This window comes from Streptomyces sp. NPDC006393 (genome assembly GCF_040628575.1).
Classification (GTDB): Bacteria; Actinomycetota; Actinomycetes; order Streptomycetales; family Streptomycetaceae; genus Streptomyces.
On record NZ_JBEXZD010000005.1, the window covers coordinates 15,918 to 31,035 of the forward strand.

At 70.1% G+C, this 15,118-nt stretch carries 12 protein-coding genes; 6 read left to right on the plus strand and 6 right to left on the minus strand.

Going from position 1 to position 15,118, the window contains the following annotated elements; genetic code table 11:
• The first annotated feature begins 112 nt into the window (after positions 1–112).
• Complete coding sequence (locus tag ABZ484_RS03865; RefSeq protein WP_358864292.1) at positions 113–508, plus strand: VOC family protein; 396 nt, start codon at positions 113–115, stop codon at positions 506–508.
• Here ABZ484_RS03865 and ABZ484_RS03870 read toward each other — a convergent pair.
• A complete protein-coding gene (locus ABZ484_RS03870; protein WP_358864293.1) occupies positions 505–1,005 on the minus strand; it encodes a DUF6193 family natural product biosynthesis protein in 501 nt (166 codons plus the stop codon). The two genes, ABZ484_RS03865 and ABZ484_RS03870, sit on opposite strands and share 4 nt — an antisense overlap.
• Positions 1,006–1,328: 323 nt before the next feature.
• Here ABZ484_RS03870 and ABZ484_RS03875 point away from each other — a divergent pair, with 323 nt between their 5' ends.
• Positions 1,329–2,174 (plus strand): hypothetical protein, encoded by an 846-nt coding sequence (locus ABZ484_RS03875; protein WP_358864294.1) that lies wholly within the window; start codon positions 1,329–1,331, stop codon positions 2,172–2,174.
• A gap of 760 nt (positions 2,175–2,934) precedes the next feature.
• Here the strand turns inward: ABZ484_RS03875 and ABZ484_RS03880 are convergent.
• On the minus strand, positions 2,935–3,687 hold the full coding sequence (locus ABZ484_RS03880; protein ID WP_358864403.1) for an SDR family oxidoreductase: 753 nt from the start codon (positions 3,685–3,687) through the stop codon (positions 2,935–2,937).
• A gap of 128 nt (positions 3,688–3,815) precedes the next feature.
• On the opposite strand from ABZ484_RS03880, the gene ABZ484_RS03885 reads away from it, so the two are divergent.
• Entirely contained in the window at positions 3,816–4,664 is an 849-nt protein-coding gene (locus ABZ484_RS03885) for a LysR family transcriptional regulator (RefSeq protein WP_358864295.1), read from the plus strand.
• A 273-nt stretch (positions 4,665–4,937) separates the two neighbouring features.
• Here the strand turns inward: ABZ484_RS03885 and ABZ484_RS03890 are convergent, their stop codons facing one another.
• The 3 genes from ABZ484_RS03890 to ABZ484_RS03900 form a co-directional block, all read right to left on the minus strand.
• Positions 4,938–5,375 carry a DUF2267 domain-containing protein gene (locus ABZ484_RS03890; protein ID WP_358864296.1) on the minus strand — a complete coding sequence of 146 codons (438 nt, stop codon included), beginning with the start codon at positions 5,373–5,375 and terminating at the stop codon, positions 4,938–4,940.
• Between the two features lie 56 nt (positions 5,376–5,431).
• The gene (locus ABZ484_RS03895; RefSeq protein ID WP_030183215.1) at positions 5,432–5,827 is read right to left on the minus strand and encodes a DUF2267 domain-containing protein; all 396 of its coding nucleotides are present in this window, start codon (positions 5,825–5,827) and stop codon (positions 5,432–5,434) included.
• Between the two features lie 101 nt (positions 5,828–5,928).
• Positions 5,929–6,360 (minus strand): Hsp20/alpha crystallin family protein, encoded by a 432-nt coding sequence (locus ABZ484_RS03900; protein ID WP_358864297.1) that lies wholly within the window; start codon positions 6,358–6,360, stop codon positions 5,929–5,931.
• Between the two features lie 126 nt (positions 6,361–6,486).
• Here ABZ484_RS03900 and ABZ484_RS03905 point away from each other — a divergent pair, with 126 nt between their 5' ends.
• The 3 genes from ABZ484_RS03905 (at position 6,487) to ABZ484_RS03915 (ending at position 12,866) form a co-directional block, all read left to right on the plus strand.
• Positions 6,487–7,119, plus strand: a complete 633-nt coding sequence (locus tag ABZ484_RS03905; RefSeq protein ID WP_358864298.1) for a type III effector protein — start codon at positions 6,487–6,489, stop codon at positions 7,117–7,119.
• 812 nt (positions 7,120–7,931) lie between these two features.
• Entirely contained in the window at positions 7,932–11,474 is a 3,543-nt protein-coding gene (locus ABZ484_RS03910; protein WP_358864299.1) for a ThuA domain-containing protein, read from the plus strand.
• An 84-nt stretch (positions 11,475–11,558) separates the two neighbouring features.
• Positions 11,559–12,866 (plus strand): sugar phosphate isomerase/epimerase, encoded by a 1,308-nt coding sequence (locus ABZ484_RS03915; protein WP_358864300.1) that lies wholly within the window; start codon positions 11,559–11,561, stop codon positions 12,864–12,866.
• A 205-nt stretch (positions 12,867–13,071) separates the two neighbouring features.
• Here the strand turns inward: ABZ484_RS03915 and ABZ484_RS03920 are convergent, their stop codons facing one another.
• On the minus strand, positions 13,072–14,505 hold the full coding sequence (locus ABZ484_RS03920; protein ID WP_358864301.1) for a M20/M25/M40 family metallo-hydrolase: 1,434 nt from the start codon (positions 14,503–14,505) through the stop codon (positions 13,072–13,074).
• Positions 14,506–15,118 lie beyond the last annotated feature (613 nt).

A 15,118-nucleotide genomic window follows, 5' to 3' on the forward strand; every position in this document is an offset into this window, starting at 1 on the left:
GCCCGCTAGGCTAGATGGTCGATTCCAAGGGTCGGTGGTCGTAGCGATTCCGGACCGGAGAGGTGGCGCGGCCCCATAGGCTGAGCCTCCGTCCGCACTGTCTGGGGGAGTAATGACCAGTAGGTTCACCGAGTTGGTTGTCGACTGCCACGATCCGGACCGGCTCGCGGCCTTCTGGTGCGCGGTCCTGGGCTTCAAGGTGATCGACCAGAGCGAGGGCAAGGTCGAGATCGGCTCCTGGGAGCCGACCGTCGAGGAGGTCCGGGCCCGCCAGATGCCGCCCACCCTCGTGTTCATCCGGGTGCCCGAGGGCAAGACCGTGAAGAACCGCCTCCACCTGGACGTCAGCCCGATCGACGGCAGTACCGACGACGAGGTGGCCAGGCTGCTTGGCCTTGGCGCCGCCAAGGTGGACGTGGGCCAGGGCCCTGGCCGGAACTGGGTGGTCATGGCCGACCCCGAGGGCAACGAGTTCGATGTCCTGCGCACCCTGGCACCGCCCAACTAGGGCTCGTCTTCACAGTCGTTCATGGGGGCTGTTTCCGCGAAGTCGGCCGGCCGTTTCTCCCTGCTGTCCCGCGCCCTCTCGTAGGCGGCCAGTTCCTCCGCATTGCCGACGAAGGCCGGGCCGCAGTGCGGTGGCAGGCGATCGATGACCATCGCTACCGCGGCTTGGGCGCTGTCGGTCTCGGCGATCCGCGGGCTGGTCCGGCTCGGCCCTTCGATGTAGTACCGGCCGTCTCCCAGCGTGCCGATGTAGGGGATGTCCCAAGTGTGACGGATCTCTGTGCACCTGCTGAAGTGCAGCTCCCACATACCGGTCCAGGGGTGCAGCTGACGAAGCAGCGGCTCGGCATGAGCCACCAGCACCAACTCGGCAAACGGAGCGAAGAGCGGCGATTCTTCCGGTGGGCGAGGTTCGCCCGCAGTGGTCAGGATCTTGTGCCAGGCTGCCTCGACAGTATTGGGCATGCCGTGATTGTGCGGGTCCAGCTGCCCCGTCATCAAAGATCATCTCCTGACAGATCACGGCCTGATGCACCGACATGAACTCAGCGGCCACAAGTGGGATTTACTCGCTGCGCTTATACCGCGGGCCGTGACCGGTCGGCCGAGGGCGGATGACCGGCGAGTCATCAACGGGATGATCTACGAATCCGCACTGGCCTGCCGTGGGCGGTGTCTTCACCCAGGCTCTTCGACGGACGTGCCACTTACACCCTGCTCGTCAATGGAGTGGATCAGGAAGTGAATGGTTGCGCAGTGTCTCGATGAAATGGTGCAAAGCTGGACCCAGTGGCGGAAGGAGGGAAGGGCGGCGGTAGGCCGTGGATCTGAACAGTGCCGCTGAGGAGCTGTACACGCTGCATCCGACCGAGTTCGTCCGGGCGCGCACCGCGTGCGTGGAGGAGGCGCTCGCGGCTGGAAGAGCCACTCTGGCCGCTGAGATCGCCGCACTGAAGCGTCCGACGCTGTCGGCCTGGGCCGGCAACCTGCTGGTCCACTCCGAACCCCGTCAGGTCGCCCGGCTGATCCGCCTGGGCGAAGGCCTCCGCCGAGCTCACCAGGAATGTGCCCGTACCCAGCTCAGACGCCTCAGCAGACAGCAGCACACCCTCGTGGCGGCACTCTCCGAGCAGGCACGGCTGCTGGCGGCCGAGGCCGGGCACCCCATCGGGCAGGCCGCACAGCACAAAGTGGAACAGACCCTGCGGGCGGCTTTGGCCGATCCCGAGGCAGCGGAGAAATGGGCCTCCGGCCGGCTCGTCAAAGCCCTCACCCCTCCCGCCGCCTTCACCGCGGCCACGGCCGCGCTCAACGAGAGCTCCGCCCGGCCGGCTGTCGCGCCCCACCGGGCGCGCGGGGGAAAGCGGGAAGTCGAAGCAGCCGTGCAGCAGGCCAGGAAACGACAGGAAGAGCATGACCAGGCCCAGGCGGAGGTCGAGCGCGCCGAAGCCGCCTTGCGGGAACTCCAGGAGCGCGCGACAGAGCTGACTCAGCAACTCCACGCCACGGTCGAACTGCGACGCCGCATGCGAAACGACCTGGAGCAGGCACGCAGGCGAGCCGCACAGACAGAACACGCTGCGCAGCAGGCCCGCCACGCCGCGGAGACGGCGCGAGCTCGAGCCGAGCGGCCGGCGAGCCGCGGCACCCATCGCCAGGGCCGGTGAGAAGGGAGCGAACTCCGCAGGCGCCGCATCCTGCCGTCTTCCTGCTCACCGGCGCCAGGCGCCACCGCCTCCGGAACGCTCGCCAAGGTCAGCCCGGCCCGCATGATGCCGGCGGGTGTCTCGCTGTCACCGGCGGGGCCCTGGTGACCTTCGCGGCCATGGGGACCAGGACATCGTGGGCCCTATTCCTGGGCACTGCCATCGCAGGACTCGGCTTCGGTCCCGGGTTTCCTCGGCGCCTACCGGGCCACAGCCACGGTCCCTCCGGCCACGTCCGGCCGGCGCGCCGGGCTGATCCCGGCCATCTACATGGTCAGCTACGTCGCCACCGCCGTGCCAGCTGTCATCGGCGGCATCACCACCTCACTGTACGGCCTGCACGACGCAGCCCGCGTCTCCTCACCTCCGCACCTGCGGGCGTCGTCACCGCGACCGCGGCCGTCATCCTCCTGGCCCGGCGCACAGCCACACCAGCCGTGCCGGAGCACGCGCGCCCTGCCCCGAGCCGCCGCCGGGCGCATGCATCGTGCCCGCATGCCCTCGGAACCCACCTCGACGGGCAGGAACACAAGAGGCTCCACCGGGGCAGATCTGCCACCGGACGCACTTGACCCACCGGCCCGACCGCTCCACCTCGCCGGGCCATCGTGACCGGCGTCGAAACCGCCCTGCCGGGACCGGTCCTGACAGCGCGAGCCTGCCGCGATGCAGCGGGCCGTGCGCCTGTCAGCGACGGATTTCGCCCTCGTAGGAAGGACCGTCACCAGGGGATCTCACCCTCGTCGGAGAAGAAGCGGCCCGTCGGGCCGTCGCTCGGGACGGTGGCGAGGCGGATCGCGGAGACCGCGCCCTGCTGCGGGGTGCGTACCCCCTGGAAGGCGTTGAGGTCGGTGGCCGTGTAGCCGGGGCAGACGGCGTTGATCAGGATGTTCGTGTGGGCCAGCTCCTTGGCGTACTGCACGGTGACGGCGTTGAGGAACGTCTTCGACGGCGCGTAGGCGGCGGATATCGGGCCCGTCTCGGCGCCGGGCGTGGTCTGCAGCGTGAGGGAACCGACGCTGCTGGAGACGTTCACGATCCGCGGCGACGGGGAGCGGCGCAGCAGCGGCAGCAGGGCGTTGGTGACGCGGATGACGCCGATGACGTTGGTTTCCACGGCAGCCCGCACCCGGTCCGGATCGACCCTGGTGGGTTCCTGCGGGCCGCCGCCGGTGATGCCCGCGTTGTTGACCAGCGCGTCGAGCCGTCCGGCCCGCTCCTCGATCAGCCGGGCCGCCGCGGTCACGCTCGCGTCGTCCTTGACGTCCAGCGGCACCCCGAACGCGTTGATCCCGGCCGCGCGCAGTTTCGCCACGGCGGTCTCGCGCCGCGCCTCGTCCCGGGCGCCGATTCCGACCTGCCAGCCGAGGGCGCCGAGTCCGGCGGCGATCTCGTACCCGATGCCCTTGTTGGCGCCGGTCACCAGCGCGACCTTTGGCTCACCGGGCTGTCCGTCGACCTGGTCACCGACCATGTTCGTCTCGTTCGTTTCGCTCATGCCTCCGATGGTTCTCCGGCGCCCCGCGGCGGGTCCAAGACCGATCGGGTGGGCGGCGATACCGGCCGGGTATCGCCCCTGGTCGGCCGGGTTACTCTGGCGGGGTGGAGACGCGTGAGCTTCGGTACTTCGTGGCGGTCGCCGAGGAACTGCACTTCGGTCGGGCCGCGCAGCGACTCGGGATCGCCCAGCCCCCGCTGTCGCGGGCGATCGCCGGGCTGGAACGGCGCCTGGGGGCCGCCCTCCTGGAGCGCGGCAGCCGGGGCGTCACACTGACCGGGGCCGGGGCGGTGCTGCTGCGTGAGGCGCGGGCCGCGCTGGACGCCGTCGAGGCGGCCGAGCGGCGCACCCGCCGGGCCGCCCTCGCGGGGACCGGCCGCCCCGCCGTGGTCCTGGCCGCGAAGGCCGGCGCCTCCAGCGAACTGCTGTCGAAACTCCTCGACGCCTATGCGGCCGAACCCGGCGCGGTCGCCGTGGACGTGCTCCTGTGCGGGCCGGGCGAGCAGGCGCCGGTGCTGCGCGACGGCCGGGCCGATGTGGCGCTGTTGCACCGGCCGTTCGACGACACGGCCGGTTTCGACACCGAGGAACTGCACACCGAGGGCCAGGTCGCGATCCTCCCGGCGGGACATCCGCTGGGCGCACGCGCGCAGTTGCGGCTCCGGGAGGTCACCGGCCTGCCGGATCTGCCCCTGCCCCGCTGGCCCCGCCCCGACGGCACCTTCCCGGACGGCCCAGGACCGCAGGTGCGCGACCACACCCAGCTGACCCAGCTCATCGCCCTCGGCCGGGCCTGCGCGATCGTCCCGGAGACGGGCCGCGCCGGCCTGGGAGAGGGCCTGACCGCCGTACCGGTCGTCGACGCGCCGCGCGTCACGACGGTCATCGCCTGGCCCCCGCACAGCCGCTCCACGGCGGTCGCGGGTCTGGTCCGCGCGGCGACCGCGCTGTGACCGCCACCCCGACGAACCAGACTCACGTCAATCTGTCTCATCGCAACCTGCTTCAGGAGGGGTGACAGCGAACCGCTGTCACCCCCTCTTCCTGCCGGCCGGGGCGTTCTGTCCGCAGTCGTTGCGGTTGATCCTCAAGGAACTGCCGCGGTCACGGATCGCTGAGGGCAGGTCCTTCACCCCGCCCTCCACGGCACGCCGCACCCACGGCTGACCCCCGAAGTCGGGCGCCGCAGGGGTCGTCGTGCCCGCCCCGAGGACGCACTTCGCAGTCTAGGCGGCCGGGGTGAGTTCGGCGCGGCCGAACAGCAGGGCGTAGCCGGTGGGGAGCTGGTGGAGGATTCGAGTGAGCAGGTCGGGGCCGGTGCAGGCGGCGACGGCGGAGAAGACCGAGCCGGTGTCCCAGCGGGTGGTGGCCAAGGAGGCGCCCGTGCGGGCGGCGAGGTCCTTGACGAAGGCCCAGCCGGTCAGTGGCTGGGGGTCGGGGATCTGCGTGGTCAGGATGCGTGCGGCTTCCAGGGGCAGGCAGCGGGCCAGGTCGACGCGTTCGTCGCCGGTCAGCTGGCGCCCCAGTCCGGCAAGAACCAGACGGACGGCTTCGTCGGCTCTCTCGAGGGTGGGGTAGGCGCCCTCATAGCGGACCTTCTCCAGCATCTGCTCGTACGCCGTCCCGTACGGCTGCTGGGTCGGTGCGTGCCGGTCGGAGATCACTGGGGTGGTTGCCTTTCTCGCGATGGCCGGTGTCCGGGCACCGGCGTACAGGATGGTCAGGTGGGCTGGGGGCGGCCGAAGAGCAGGTCGTAGCCGGCGGGGAGCTCGAGCAGGATCTGGCCCAGCAAGTCCTCGTCGGCTGCGTCGGCGACGGTGGACAGCACGGCGCTGACGTCCCAGGCCGCGGTCTGCTCGGTGGCGCCTTCGATCCACGCGGCGGTCGCGCGGACGAACCGCTCCGGGGACAGCGGCTCGGCGCTCTGCAGCGGGTTGAGCAGGATCAGGGCAAACGCCTCAGGCAGGCGGGCCGCCAGTTGGGCGCGGACGTCGCCGACCAGGTGTGCGCCGAGGAGAGCGAGCACCACACGAGCCGCGCGCTCGGCTTCCTCCAGAGTGTCGTACTCGCCGCGTTCCTTCACGTGGCCGAGGAACGCTTCGCGTCGCAGAGTCATCTCGGCCGCCACTCCCTTTCTTCTTCGGACTGCCGAAGGGGTGCGGAGGGCGGGGTGAGGGAGAGATCGGGTGCCCGCCCTCCGCACCCGTCCGGTCGATGTCAGCCGGAGATCTCCTTGCGGCCGGATCCGACGCCGATGGAGATCTTGCGGGGCTTGGCGCGCTCGGCGATCGGGATGCGCAGGGTGAGCACGCCCGCGTCATAGTCGGCCTGGATGTGCTCGGTGTCGAGGGTGTCGGCGAGCACGATCTGGCGGGAGAAGACACCGAGCGGCCGCTCGGACAGTTCCATCTGCACGTCGTCGCCCTTCGCCACCGGCCGCCGCTCCGCCTTGACGGTGAGCATGTTCCGCTCGACGTCGATGTCGATCGCGTCCGCCGTGACGCCCGGAAGGTCGAAGGCCACCACATACTCGTCGCCCTCGCGGTAGGCGTCCATCGGCATCGCCGACGGACGGGACCAGGTGCCCGGGCCCATCAGCTGCTGCGCCAGCCGGTCCAGCTCACGGAAGGGGTCAGTGCGCATCAACATCGTGAAAACACCTCCAGCAGGTTCAGACGTCGCTGCCAATGCGCCTCACTGACACCGTTGTAGCATGTCGTCCAATGGATGACAAACGCGTTGTCGTCCAGACGATGACAATAGAAGGAGGTGCCCGTGACCACAGCCGACCAGCCGTCCACGACCAGCACGAATGCCCACAGCCCGGCGTCGTTCCTCGCCGCCTCGGCGGCCCTGCGCGCCATAGACGACGCCCTGCGCGACGCCCAGCGAGTGTCCCCGGACGCCCCGGATGAGCCCGGTCCCGGGCCGGAGCAGGCGCTTGCCTCGCTGATGCTGCTGCGACGGGTGCGCGAGCAGCTCGCCGGATGGGAGACCGGCCTGATCGAAACCGCCCGCGACGCGGGAGCCAGCTGGGCCGACCTCGCCCACCCCCTCGGCGTCGCCAGCCGCCAGGCCGCCGAACGCCGCTACCTGCGCGGCCGCCCCGGCCCCGCCGGAAGCACCGGCGAACAACGCGTCCAGGCCACCCGCGAACGCCGCGCCGCCGAACGCACCACCGCCACCTGGGCCCGCCGCAACGCAGCCGACCTGCGCCGCATCGCCGGCCAGATCACCGCCCTCACCGACCTGCCCGCCGCGGCCCGCCGCTCCCTCAGTCAGCTCCACGCGGCTCTTGCCCACGACGACCCCGCCGAGCTCATCCACCCCCTCAACGCCGCCCGCCCTCACCTGACCACCACCCACCCCGACCTCGCTGCACAACTCGACACCCTCACGCCGCCCTGAACCACCCGTTGCCCCAAGGCTTGCGTGACACCTGCCTTCACATGACACAACCCCCTGGATCCAGCAGGAGCGCCCCGACTAGGTCAACCGCCTGCTGATCGACCGGCTCGCAACCCTCCAGGGCCGAACCAGGCGGGCTGCCTGGGCTGCTCGTCGCCACGACGACTGCTCCGTGGCCCGCGGCGTTGCGGGTGTGGAACACCGCGGCGGCCACGAGGACCGCGGTGGCGTAGGCCACGACGAGAACGGTGCCGGCCGGCCAGCGCCGCAGGCCGAGCCGCTTGGTCCGGGGTCGGTGCAGAGGATCTCTGACACACCATCACCTGCGGTTATCCGGTGGTGCCGTGGTCGCCCTGGTCGTAGCGACCGCGTCCTCGATGCGATCCGCACCGACGGGACGGCCCGGCGCGGCCGGCCGGGCAGGGCCCGCCCGGCATGCGCGAGGGGCTGGCGATCGCCGGCTGGGCAACGGCGTTCCTCTCACCGGCAGCAGACTTTGCCTCAACTCAGCAGAAGTTCTGCCCCTTTACTGGAAACTTGCGCGCAACAGACTCTTTCTTTGTCGGATTCGCGGCTATACGATCCGCGCAGGAACTCGGCCCGAGCCAGCCGCTCACCAGTGATCCCGGTGGGCGCTGACGCGCAGCTCGGCATCGTGCACGCACCTGTCGCCACCCCGTCCCGCCCGCACCGCAGCGACCGATCACCTGTCTGACGTTTCTTCTGGGCATACCAGCGCATACCGCACCCTTCCCGCCTGGGTCGTCTCCGCACGACGGCCCGTTGGTCCGGCGTACTCCTGAGGAGGTTCCATGCGCATAGCCTTTCGCCGCCGCCTCACCGTGTTCGGCGCGCTGCTCGCGCTCCTGGGCAGCATGCTCATCGGTTTGGCGTCGGCGTCCGTCCCGGCCGCGGCGTCCCCACAGGACGCCGCAGTGCCGGACAGCTCCGGCAATCAGTTCAGAGTCCTGGTCTTCACGAAATCCACGGAGGCGCACCCGTCGGTGACCAACGCCGGTGTGGACGCCATAAGACAGCTGGGCGACCAGCTCCGGTTCGCGGTCCAAGTCACCGACGACGCCCGCAAGTTCGACGCGGAGCACCTGAAGCAGTACCGCGCCGTCGTCTTCCTCAACACCAGCGGTGACGTGCTCAACACCGCCCAGCAGGACGCCTTCGAGGCGTACTACCGCGCGGGCGGCGGCTTCGTCGCCGTCGGCTCGGCGATCGAGGCCCAGCCCGAGTGGACATTCCTGTCCGACGTCCTCGGCACCCGCGCATCCGGCCGGACCGACGTGCAGCCCGGCACCATCAAGGTCGCCGACCGCGTCCACGAGGCGTCGAAGAACCTGCCGGAGTACTGGACCCGTTCCGACGCCTGGTACAACTTCAAGACCAATGTGCGCGGCAAGAGCCATGTGCTCGCCACCGTCGTCGAGGACACCTTCAAGAAGCAGCCGTCGGGGGAGACGCTCACCGGCATCAGCGGCGGCACGATGGGGGCCGACCACCCGGTCACCTGGTGCAAGGACTTCGAGGGTGGCCGCTCCTTCTACACCGCGCTCGGCAACACCGCCGCCGGCTTCCGCGAGGGCGACATGCGCTCGCACCTCGGTGGCGCGATCAAATGGGCGGCCGGACAGGCCGACCCGGTGTACTCCGACTGCGGCGCGACGGTGCTGTCCAACTACCAGCAGACGGCCGTAGCGGCCCCGCCGAACCTGGGCGAGCCGATCGGCTTCGACGTCCTTCCCGACGGCCGGGCCATCCAGACCGACCGCCGCGGCAGCGTCCGGCTGCACGATCCCAAGTCGAACACGACCACCGTGCTGGCCCAGATCCCGGTCTACCAGAACAGCGAAGACGGCATGTACGGGCCGGGGATCGACAACGACTTCAAGACCAACCACTGGGTCTACCTCTACTACGCGCCTCCCACCGTGAAGGATGTGAAGCTGTCGACGGGTGAGGTCGTCACACAGACGACTCCCACGGCGGACGCGCCGACCACCGGGGACTCACCGGCGGTCTGGGATCCCTGGGTCGGGTACTTCCAGCTGTCCCGTTTCAAGTTCGTCGATGCCGACGGGGACACGCCCGCGCACCTCGATGTCGCCTCCGAGCAGCAGATCATGCGGGTTCCGGTCAACCGCGGCGCCTGCTGCCATGTCGCGGGCGACATCGACTTCGACAAGCACAACAACCTGTGGATGGTCACCGGCGACGACACCCCGGCCGGCGGCGGCAACTCCGGGGGCTTCGCTCCCTTCAACGACATGCTGACCACCAGCGGAAAGTACAACGCCCCGTTCGTCGACGCTCGCCGCTCGGCGCAGAACACCAATGACCTGCGGGGCAAGCTCCTGCGCATCTCGGTCAAGGACGGCGACATCGCCGCCGGCGATCAGAACAAGTTCGGCGGCGCCTACACGGTGCCCTCGGGCAACCTCTTCCCGGTCGGCAAGGACAAGACCCGTCCGGAGATCTACGCCATGGGATTCCGCAACCCGTTCCGGGTCCAGGTCGACGAGAACGACGTCGCCTACATCACCGACTACTCGCCGGACTCGCAGACCCCGCAGAACTTCCGCGGGCCCGCCGGGACCGGCCGGGTGGAGATCGTGCGCAAGCCGGCGAACTACGGCTGGCCGCTGTGCGTGAAGCAGGACCTGCCGTACTACCGCTGGGACTTCAACACCTCCACGCCGCTGGACAGTCCTGCGCAGCCGTTCGAGTGCGACAACCCCGAGCACGGTCCGCAGAACAACTCCAGGTGGAATCTGAAGGGCGGGCCCAGCGTCGAGCCCGGCCTCGAGTACGGACCGCCGATCACCAACCCGGACATCTGGTACTCGTACACGCCCGAGAACCGGGCGGACAACCCGATCGGCACGCCGTGCCTCGCCTACTACAACGGCTCCGGCGCCACCACCTGCCCGCGGCTGTTCCCCGAGCTCGGCACCGGCGGGGTCGGCCCGCAGGGCGCGGCCAAGTACCACTTCGACGCGGACGACCCGGATCCCACGAAGCTGCCGCCGTACTACGACAACGCGGTCTTCGTCGGCGAGTTCACCCGGGACACCCTCAAGGAGGTCCGCCTGGACTCCAAGGGCCGCGTGTTCAAGATCAACGACGTGCTCGACTGCGCCGGTCTCAACGCCAAGCGGGTCCCGGACACGAACAAGCCGTTCGAGTGCGACAACCCGATGGACATGCAGTTCGACGGGAAAGGCCACTTCTACCTGCTCGGCTACGGCGACGGCTTCTTCAACAGCAACGCCGACGCCGGCCTGTACCGGTGGGACTACGTCAAGGGCAAGCGCGCACCGATCCCGGTGCTCGCGGCCACCCCGACGAACGGCCCCGCGCCGCTGAACGTGCAATTCTCCAGCGCCGGTTCACGGGATCCCGACGCGGGCGACTCGGTCCGGTTCGAGTGGGACTTCAACGGTGACGGCACCGTCGACTCGATCGACCCCGACCCCCAGTACACCTACACGACGCCGGGACAGTACACCGCGAAGCTGACGGTGCTCGACTCCAGCGGCAAGTCCGCCTCGGCGAACACGACCATCACGGTCGGCAACACCGCGCCCACCGTGACCGTCAAGACGCCGGCCGACGGCGGCCTGTTCTCCTTCGGAGAGAGCATCCCGTTCTCCGTGACGGTCACCGATCCCGAGGACGGGACGATCGACTGCAGCAAGGTCGAGGTGACGTTCGTCCTCGGCCACGACACCCACGGCCACGCCGAGCAGAGCGCCCACGGCTGCACGGGTGTGCTGGCCACCGATGCCAACGACGTCTCCCACGGGGGCAACGTGTTCGGTGTCATCAGCGCCTCCTACACCGATGGCGGCGGAGCCGGCGGCGTTCCGGCGCTGACGACGGTCGCCCAGAACCAGATCCGGCAAAAGCGCCAGGAGGCCGAGGTCGCCCTGGAGGAGTCCGGCACCAACGTCGCCACGACGAACGACCCGGACGGCGGCAGCCAGCACCGCGGCAGCCTCGGCAACGGCGACTGGATCGGCCTGAACGGACCGTTCGACCTGCGCGGCATCGACTCGCTGACGTTCCGGGTGGCGAGCACCTCGACGCAGGTGCCGGCGGGCAGCCCGATGGCCGCCGTCGAGGTCCACCTCGACTCCGTCGGCGGGCCGGTCCTCACCACGGCGAATCTCACCTCGACCGGTGGCACGGCGACCTGGCAGAGCCAGAAGTTCCCGATCACCGACCCGGGCGGCAAGCACAAGATCTACCTCGTGTTCAAGTCGGTCAACGGCGGCCAGACCGGCGGCAACCTGTTCAACCTCAACTGGGCCGAGTTCGGCGGACAAGGAGTGAGCGCGTCCTAGCACCACCCCGCGGCCGGGGCGCCGTGCGATCACCACGGCGCCCCGGCCCTGATCCGGTTCAGCCACTTCGAAAGAGGGACCACGATGGCCTTCGACAGCACGTTCAACCGGCGCCGGTTCATGGTCGGCGCGGGCGCGGCGGTGGCCGCGGCCTTCAGCCCGATCGGCCCCGCATCCGTGTTCACGCCGGCCCGGGCCAGCGCGGCCGACGGCCGGCTCATCCCGGGCGGCAAGCTGGGCACGATCGCCTACAGCCAGCGCGACGTGCCCACGCGGGTCGGCATCGCGGCGAGCGCGCGGCTCGGCGTCTCACCCACCATGGGCCGCCTGGGCGGACCCAACTTCCCGCAGGACCCCACCGACCTCGGCCCGCTCGTGCCGCTGCCCGGCGGCTGGGCGGAGCTGTTCGAGTTCCTGGCGAACTGCGGCTTCCAGCAGATCGAGTTCGCCGGATACGGCCAGAACGCCGCGAACCCCGGCGGCGACGTGCCCAACCCGGCGCCGGGCGGTGTCACCACACCGCAGTCGCGGGCGGCGTACCTGGCGTACGCGCGTACGCTGCGCGGCTTCCTCGACGCGTACGGTCTGGAGGCGATCGGCAACCACGGTTTCATCCCCAACACGTGGAACGGCCCGAACAGCCCCGGCGGCGCCATGTCCGCACAGGACTACGAGCGGCTGCAGACCGAGCTGGAATTCGCGGCGATCCTGGGCACGCCGTACATGGGCACCGGCAGCGACCCCACGAACGCCGGCAACCGCAACATCGAGCCGTGGACCGTCGCCGGCGAGAAATGGGAGGCGCTGAACACGATCAGCCGGCAGTGGGGCATCCACCTGTACACCCACAACCACTCGCCGGCCTACAACTTCCTCCAGGACGGTCCCATGGTCACCGTGACCGAGGACCGCGTGACCGGCAGACCGATCCCGCCCACGCAGGTGCGGGGAGAGTCGGGCAAGCGTCTCATGCAGCACTACCTCGACATCACCGACCCGGCCCTGTGCGTCATCGAGATGGACGTGTACTGGGCGCACGTCGCCCAGCACCAGTGGCGGTGGCGCTACGACTGGGAGGGCAACCGCGTCGAGGACGTCTTCGACCCGGCCGCCCAGGTCGCCAAGCAGCCGCAGCGCTACCAGCTGTTCCACGCCAAGGACGGCGACGCCACCGGCGAGGCGCCCGGCGTCGGCAACGGCTACAACTTCATCCCGTTCGGCGACCCCCGCAGCGACATCGACTACACGACCTTCTACCGGAGCGTCGGCGCCAAGGGCCACTACAACTCGAACTACGAGCAGGACAACGCCCCGGGCGGCAGCGCGGATCCGGGCCAGTCCCTGCGCTTCTCCAGGATCAGCGCGGCCGGCATGGCGGCACTGCGCGGCTGACACCCGGCGGCTCTCCTGCCCGGCTCGCGTCGCGGCGGCCACGCACCCAGGTGGCCACCGCGGCGCGAGCGGGACGCCTCCCCGCGAATCCGTCCAGGGCTCACACACAGGGATGCGCTGCGCAACGAGTGCCCGGTTGCGCATGCGGACCCGTGCCCGCTGCCGGCAGGCGGCTGCGAAGGCCCAGCCCGAACGGCTCCCCGGGTCAGCGCTGAGGTGTCGGGAAGGCGACCGGGCTGCGGTTGCCGGCGTGGTTGACCGCACGGACGCCGAAGAACACATTGTCCTTCGACAGGTCGACCGTCTGGCGCGTGGTGTCGCCGACGTCGATCACGTGCTCCCACTCCGGCGCAGTCGTCTCGCGCCACACGACCTCATACCCTGCCAGGTCGGGCTCCGATCCGCGGTCCCAGACCAGTTCGGTGTCGTTGGTCAGTGAGGAAGTGAGGATCTTGACCCCCTGCGGGGTGCCAGGCGCCTGCGCGAGCGTCCACAGTGCAGCGCCGTTGACCTTCGCGACGCGGGTGATGTAGGCGAAGTCGCAGAACTCGGGAAGGTCGCCGTACTGCTTGCCGTTCTCGACGCGGACGTCCTGGTGTTGATGCGCGAAGTCCTCGGCCGGTTCGGTGAAGCGGGCGGCGGGATAGGCGCGTTCGAGGAAGGGGATGTGGTCGCCGCCGCGCAGGTAGCGGTCGCGTCGGTAGATCACGCGGACGTGCATGCCGGTGGCGTCGTTGTCGGCGACGTCCCGGACGAAGCGAGCGAGCTGGCGGGCCGGCGAGTCGTTCTCACCGCCCACGGAGCGGCGTATGTCGGCCTGTTCCGGGGTCTCGGAGGTCGGCACGCCCTCGGCGAACAGCCGCACCGTGCCGGGGTCCCGGTCGCCGTCGTCGGCAGTCGAGCTGCCGACGATGTCGTTGGTGAACATGCCCTGGACGTCCGCGCCGGCGTCCTTGAACACCTGGGCCAGGTGCGTCGACCCGTACAGCCCCTGCTCCTCGCCTGCGACGGCCGCGAAGACGATCGTGGCAGCCGGACGCCGGGTGGCCATGACGCGGGCCAGTTCCATGGCCACGGCCACACCGGAGGCGTCGTCGTCGGCGCCTGGCGCGTCGCTGGTGAAGTCCATGACGTCGGTGCAGCGGGAGTCGTAGTGGCCGGTGACGACGTACACGCGGTCGGGGTCGACCGAACCGCGCAGGGTCGCCACCACATTCGTGATCCTGGTCGGTGTGGGTATCCGCGACGCGGGCTGCTGGACATATGACTGGAGCTCGACAGTCATCCGGCCGCCGGACGCCGCCGCGTACTTCTTCATCTCGGCGTAGATCCAGTCGCGGGCGGCTCCGATGCCGCGCTCGGGATCGTCCTGCGTCGAGAGGGTGTGGCGAGTACCGAAGGCGGCGAGGCGGTGCACGATCGACTCGATGCGATCCTGGTCGATCTCCGCGAGCAGTGCGCGCAGTTCGCGGCTGGGGCGCTGGGCGGTGGCCGGACGGCCATGACCTTGCGCAGCGGGCGCCGGGCCGGCCGCGGCGGCGGGTTCCGCCGATCCGGTCACTGCCGCACCCACGGCGGCCGTCGCGGCGGCGGCCGACAGGACGGTTCTGCGGGTGCTGCCCGGGAGCTGGTGCGCCATGAGTGTCCCTTCGACCACGATGTCAGGGGTGTGCGGGCGCCATGCTCATGGACCGATCATTCATTTGGCAAGGCCTGCGCAGGCCTCTTCGGTTGTTCGGGCGGGCACCTGCCGGTCAGGCCTGGTCAAGGCCGAGCCGGCAGGCTGGGACTCATGGCAGCCGGCTGGATGGCTCGCCCGCGTGGAGACTCCAGATGCCCGGCGGGCAGCTGCCGTCGCACCGTACGAAGGGCCGAGCGCGTTGCCTTGGAAGGGTTGGTCGTGCACCCGCGAGTGCGCAGCCCGGTCCCAGGGGTGGCCGCCTTGGCCAGGCCCTGTCTGACAAATGATCTCGGTGGGGTTCGCGGAGCCAGGGGATGAGTGCTGCGAGGTGGAGGCCGGCCGGGTAGCGGGCGTCGGGTTTGTCGAAGCGTGTCGCGATCGCGCGGCGAGCCTGCTGCCCGCGGTCGCGCATGCGCTCTCTTGACCCAGACGTTGCCGGTACGCGGCAGGCGACAACCGGCGGTGAGCGCGGAGGTGTGACAGGACCCGGCCGTTGAATCCTGCCCGCCAGTTGACCACGCGAGGGCGACCTGGGTACGTTCTCATATGGGAACGATTCCAGTCACGGGCG

What these genes read in the sequence shown, in the direction of transcription:
- ABZ484_RS03880 (WP_358864403.1), bottom strand. Translation starts at nt 3,687, where the DNA reads ATGGTCGGTGACCAGGTCGACGGACAGCCCGGTGAGCCAAAGGTCGCG.
- ABZ484_RS03870 (WP_358864293.1), bottom strand. Translation starts at nt 1,005, where the DNA reads ATGACGGGGCAGCTGGACCCGCACAATCACGGCATGCCCAATACTGTC.
- ABZ484_RS03920 (WP_358864301.1), bottom strand. Translation starts at nt 14,505, where the DNA reads ATGGCGCACCAGCTCCCGGGCAGCACCCGCAGAACCGTCCTGTCGGCC.
- ABZ484_RS03910 (WP_358864299.1), top strand. Translation starts at nt 7,932, where the DNA reads ATGCGCATAGCCTTTCGCCGCCGCCTCACCGTGTTCGGCGCGCTGCTC.
- ABZ484_RS03900 (WP_358864297.1), bottom strand. Translation starts at nt 6,360, where the DNA reads ATGTTGATGCGCACTGACCCCTTCCGTGAGCTGGACCGGCTGGCGCAG.
- ABZ484_RS03895 (WP_030183215.1), bottom strand. Translation starts at nt 5,827, where the DNA reads ATGACTCTGCGACGCGAAGCGTTCCTCGGCCACGTGAAGGAACGCGGC.
- ABZ484_RS03865 (WP_358864292.1), top strand. Translation starts at nt 113, where the DNA reads ATGACCAGTAGGTTCACCGAGTTGGTTGTCGACTGCCACGATCCGGAC.
- ABZ484_RS03915 (WP_358864300.1), top strand. Translation starts at nt 11,559, where the DNA reads ATGGCCTTCGACAGCACGTTCAACCGGCGCCGGTTCATGGTCGGCGCG.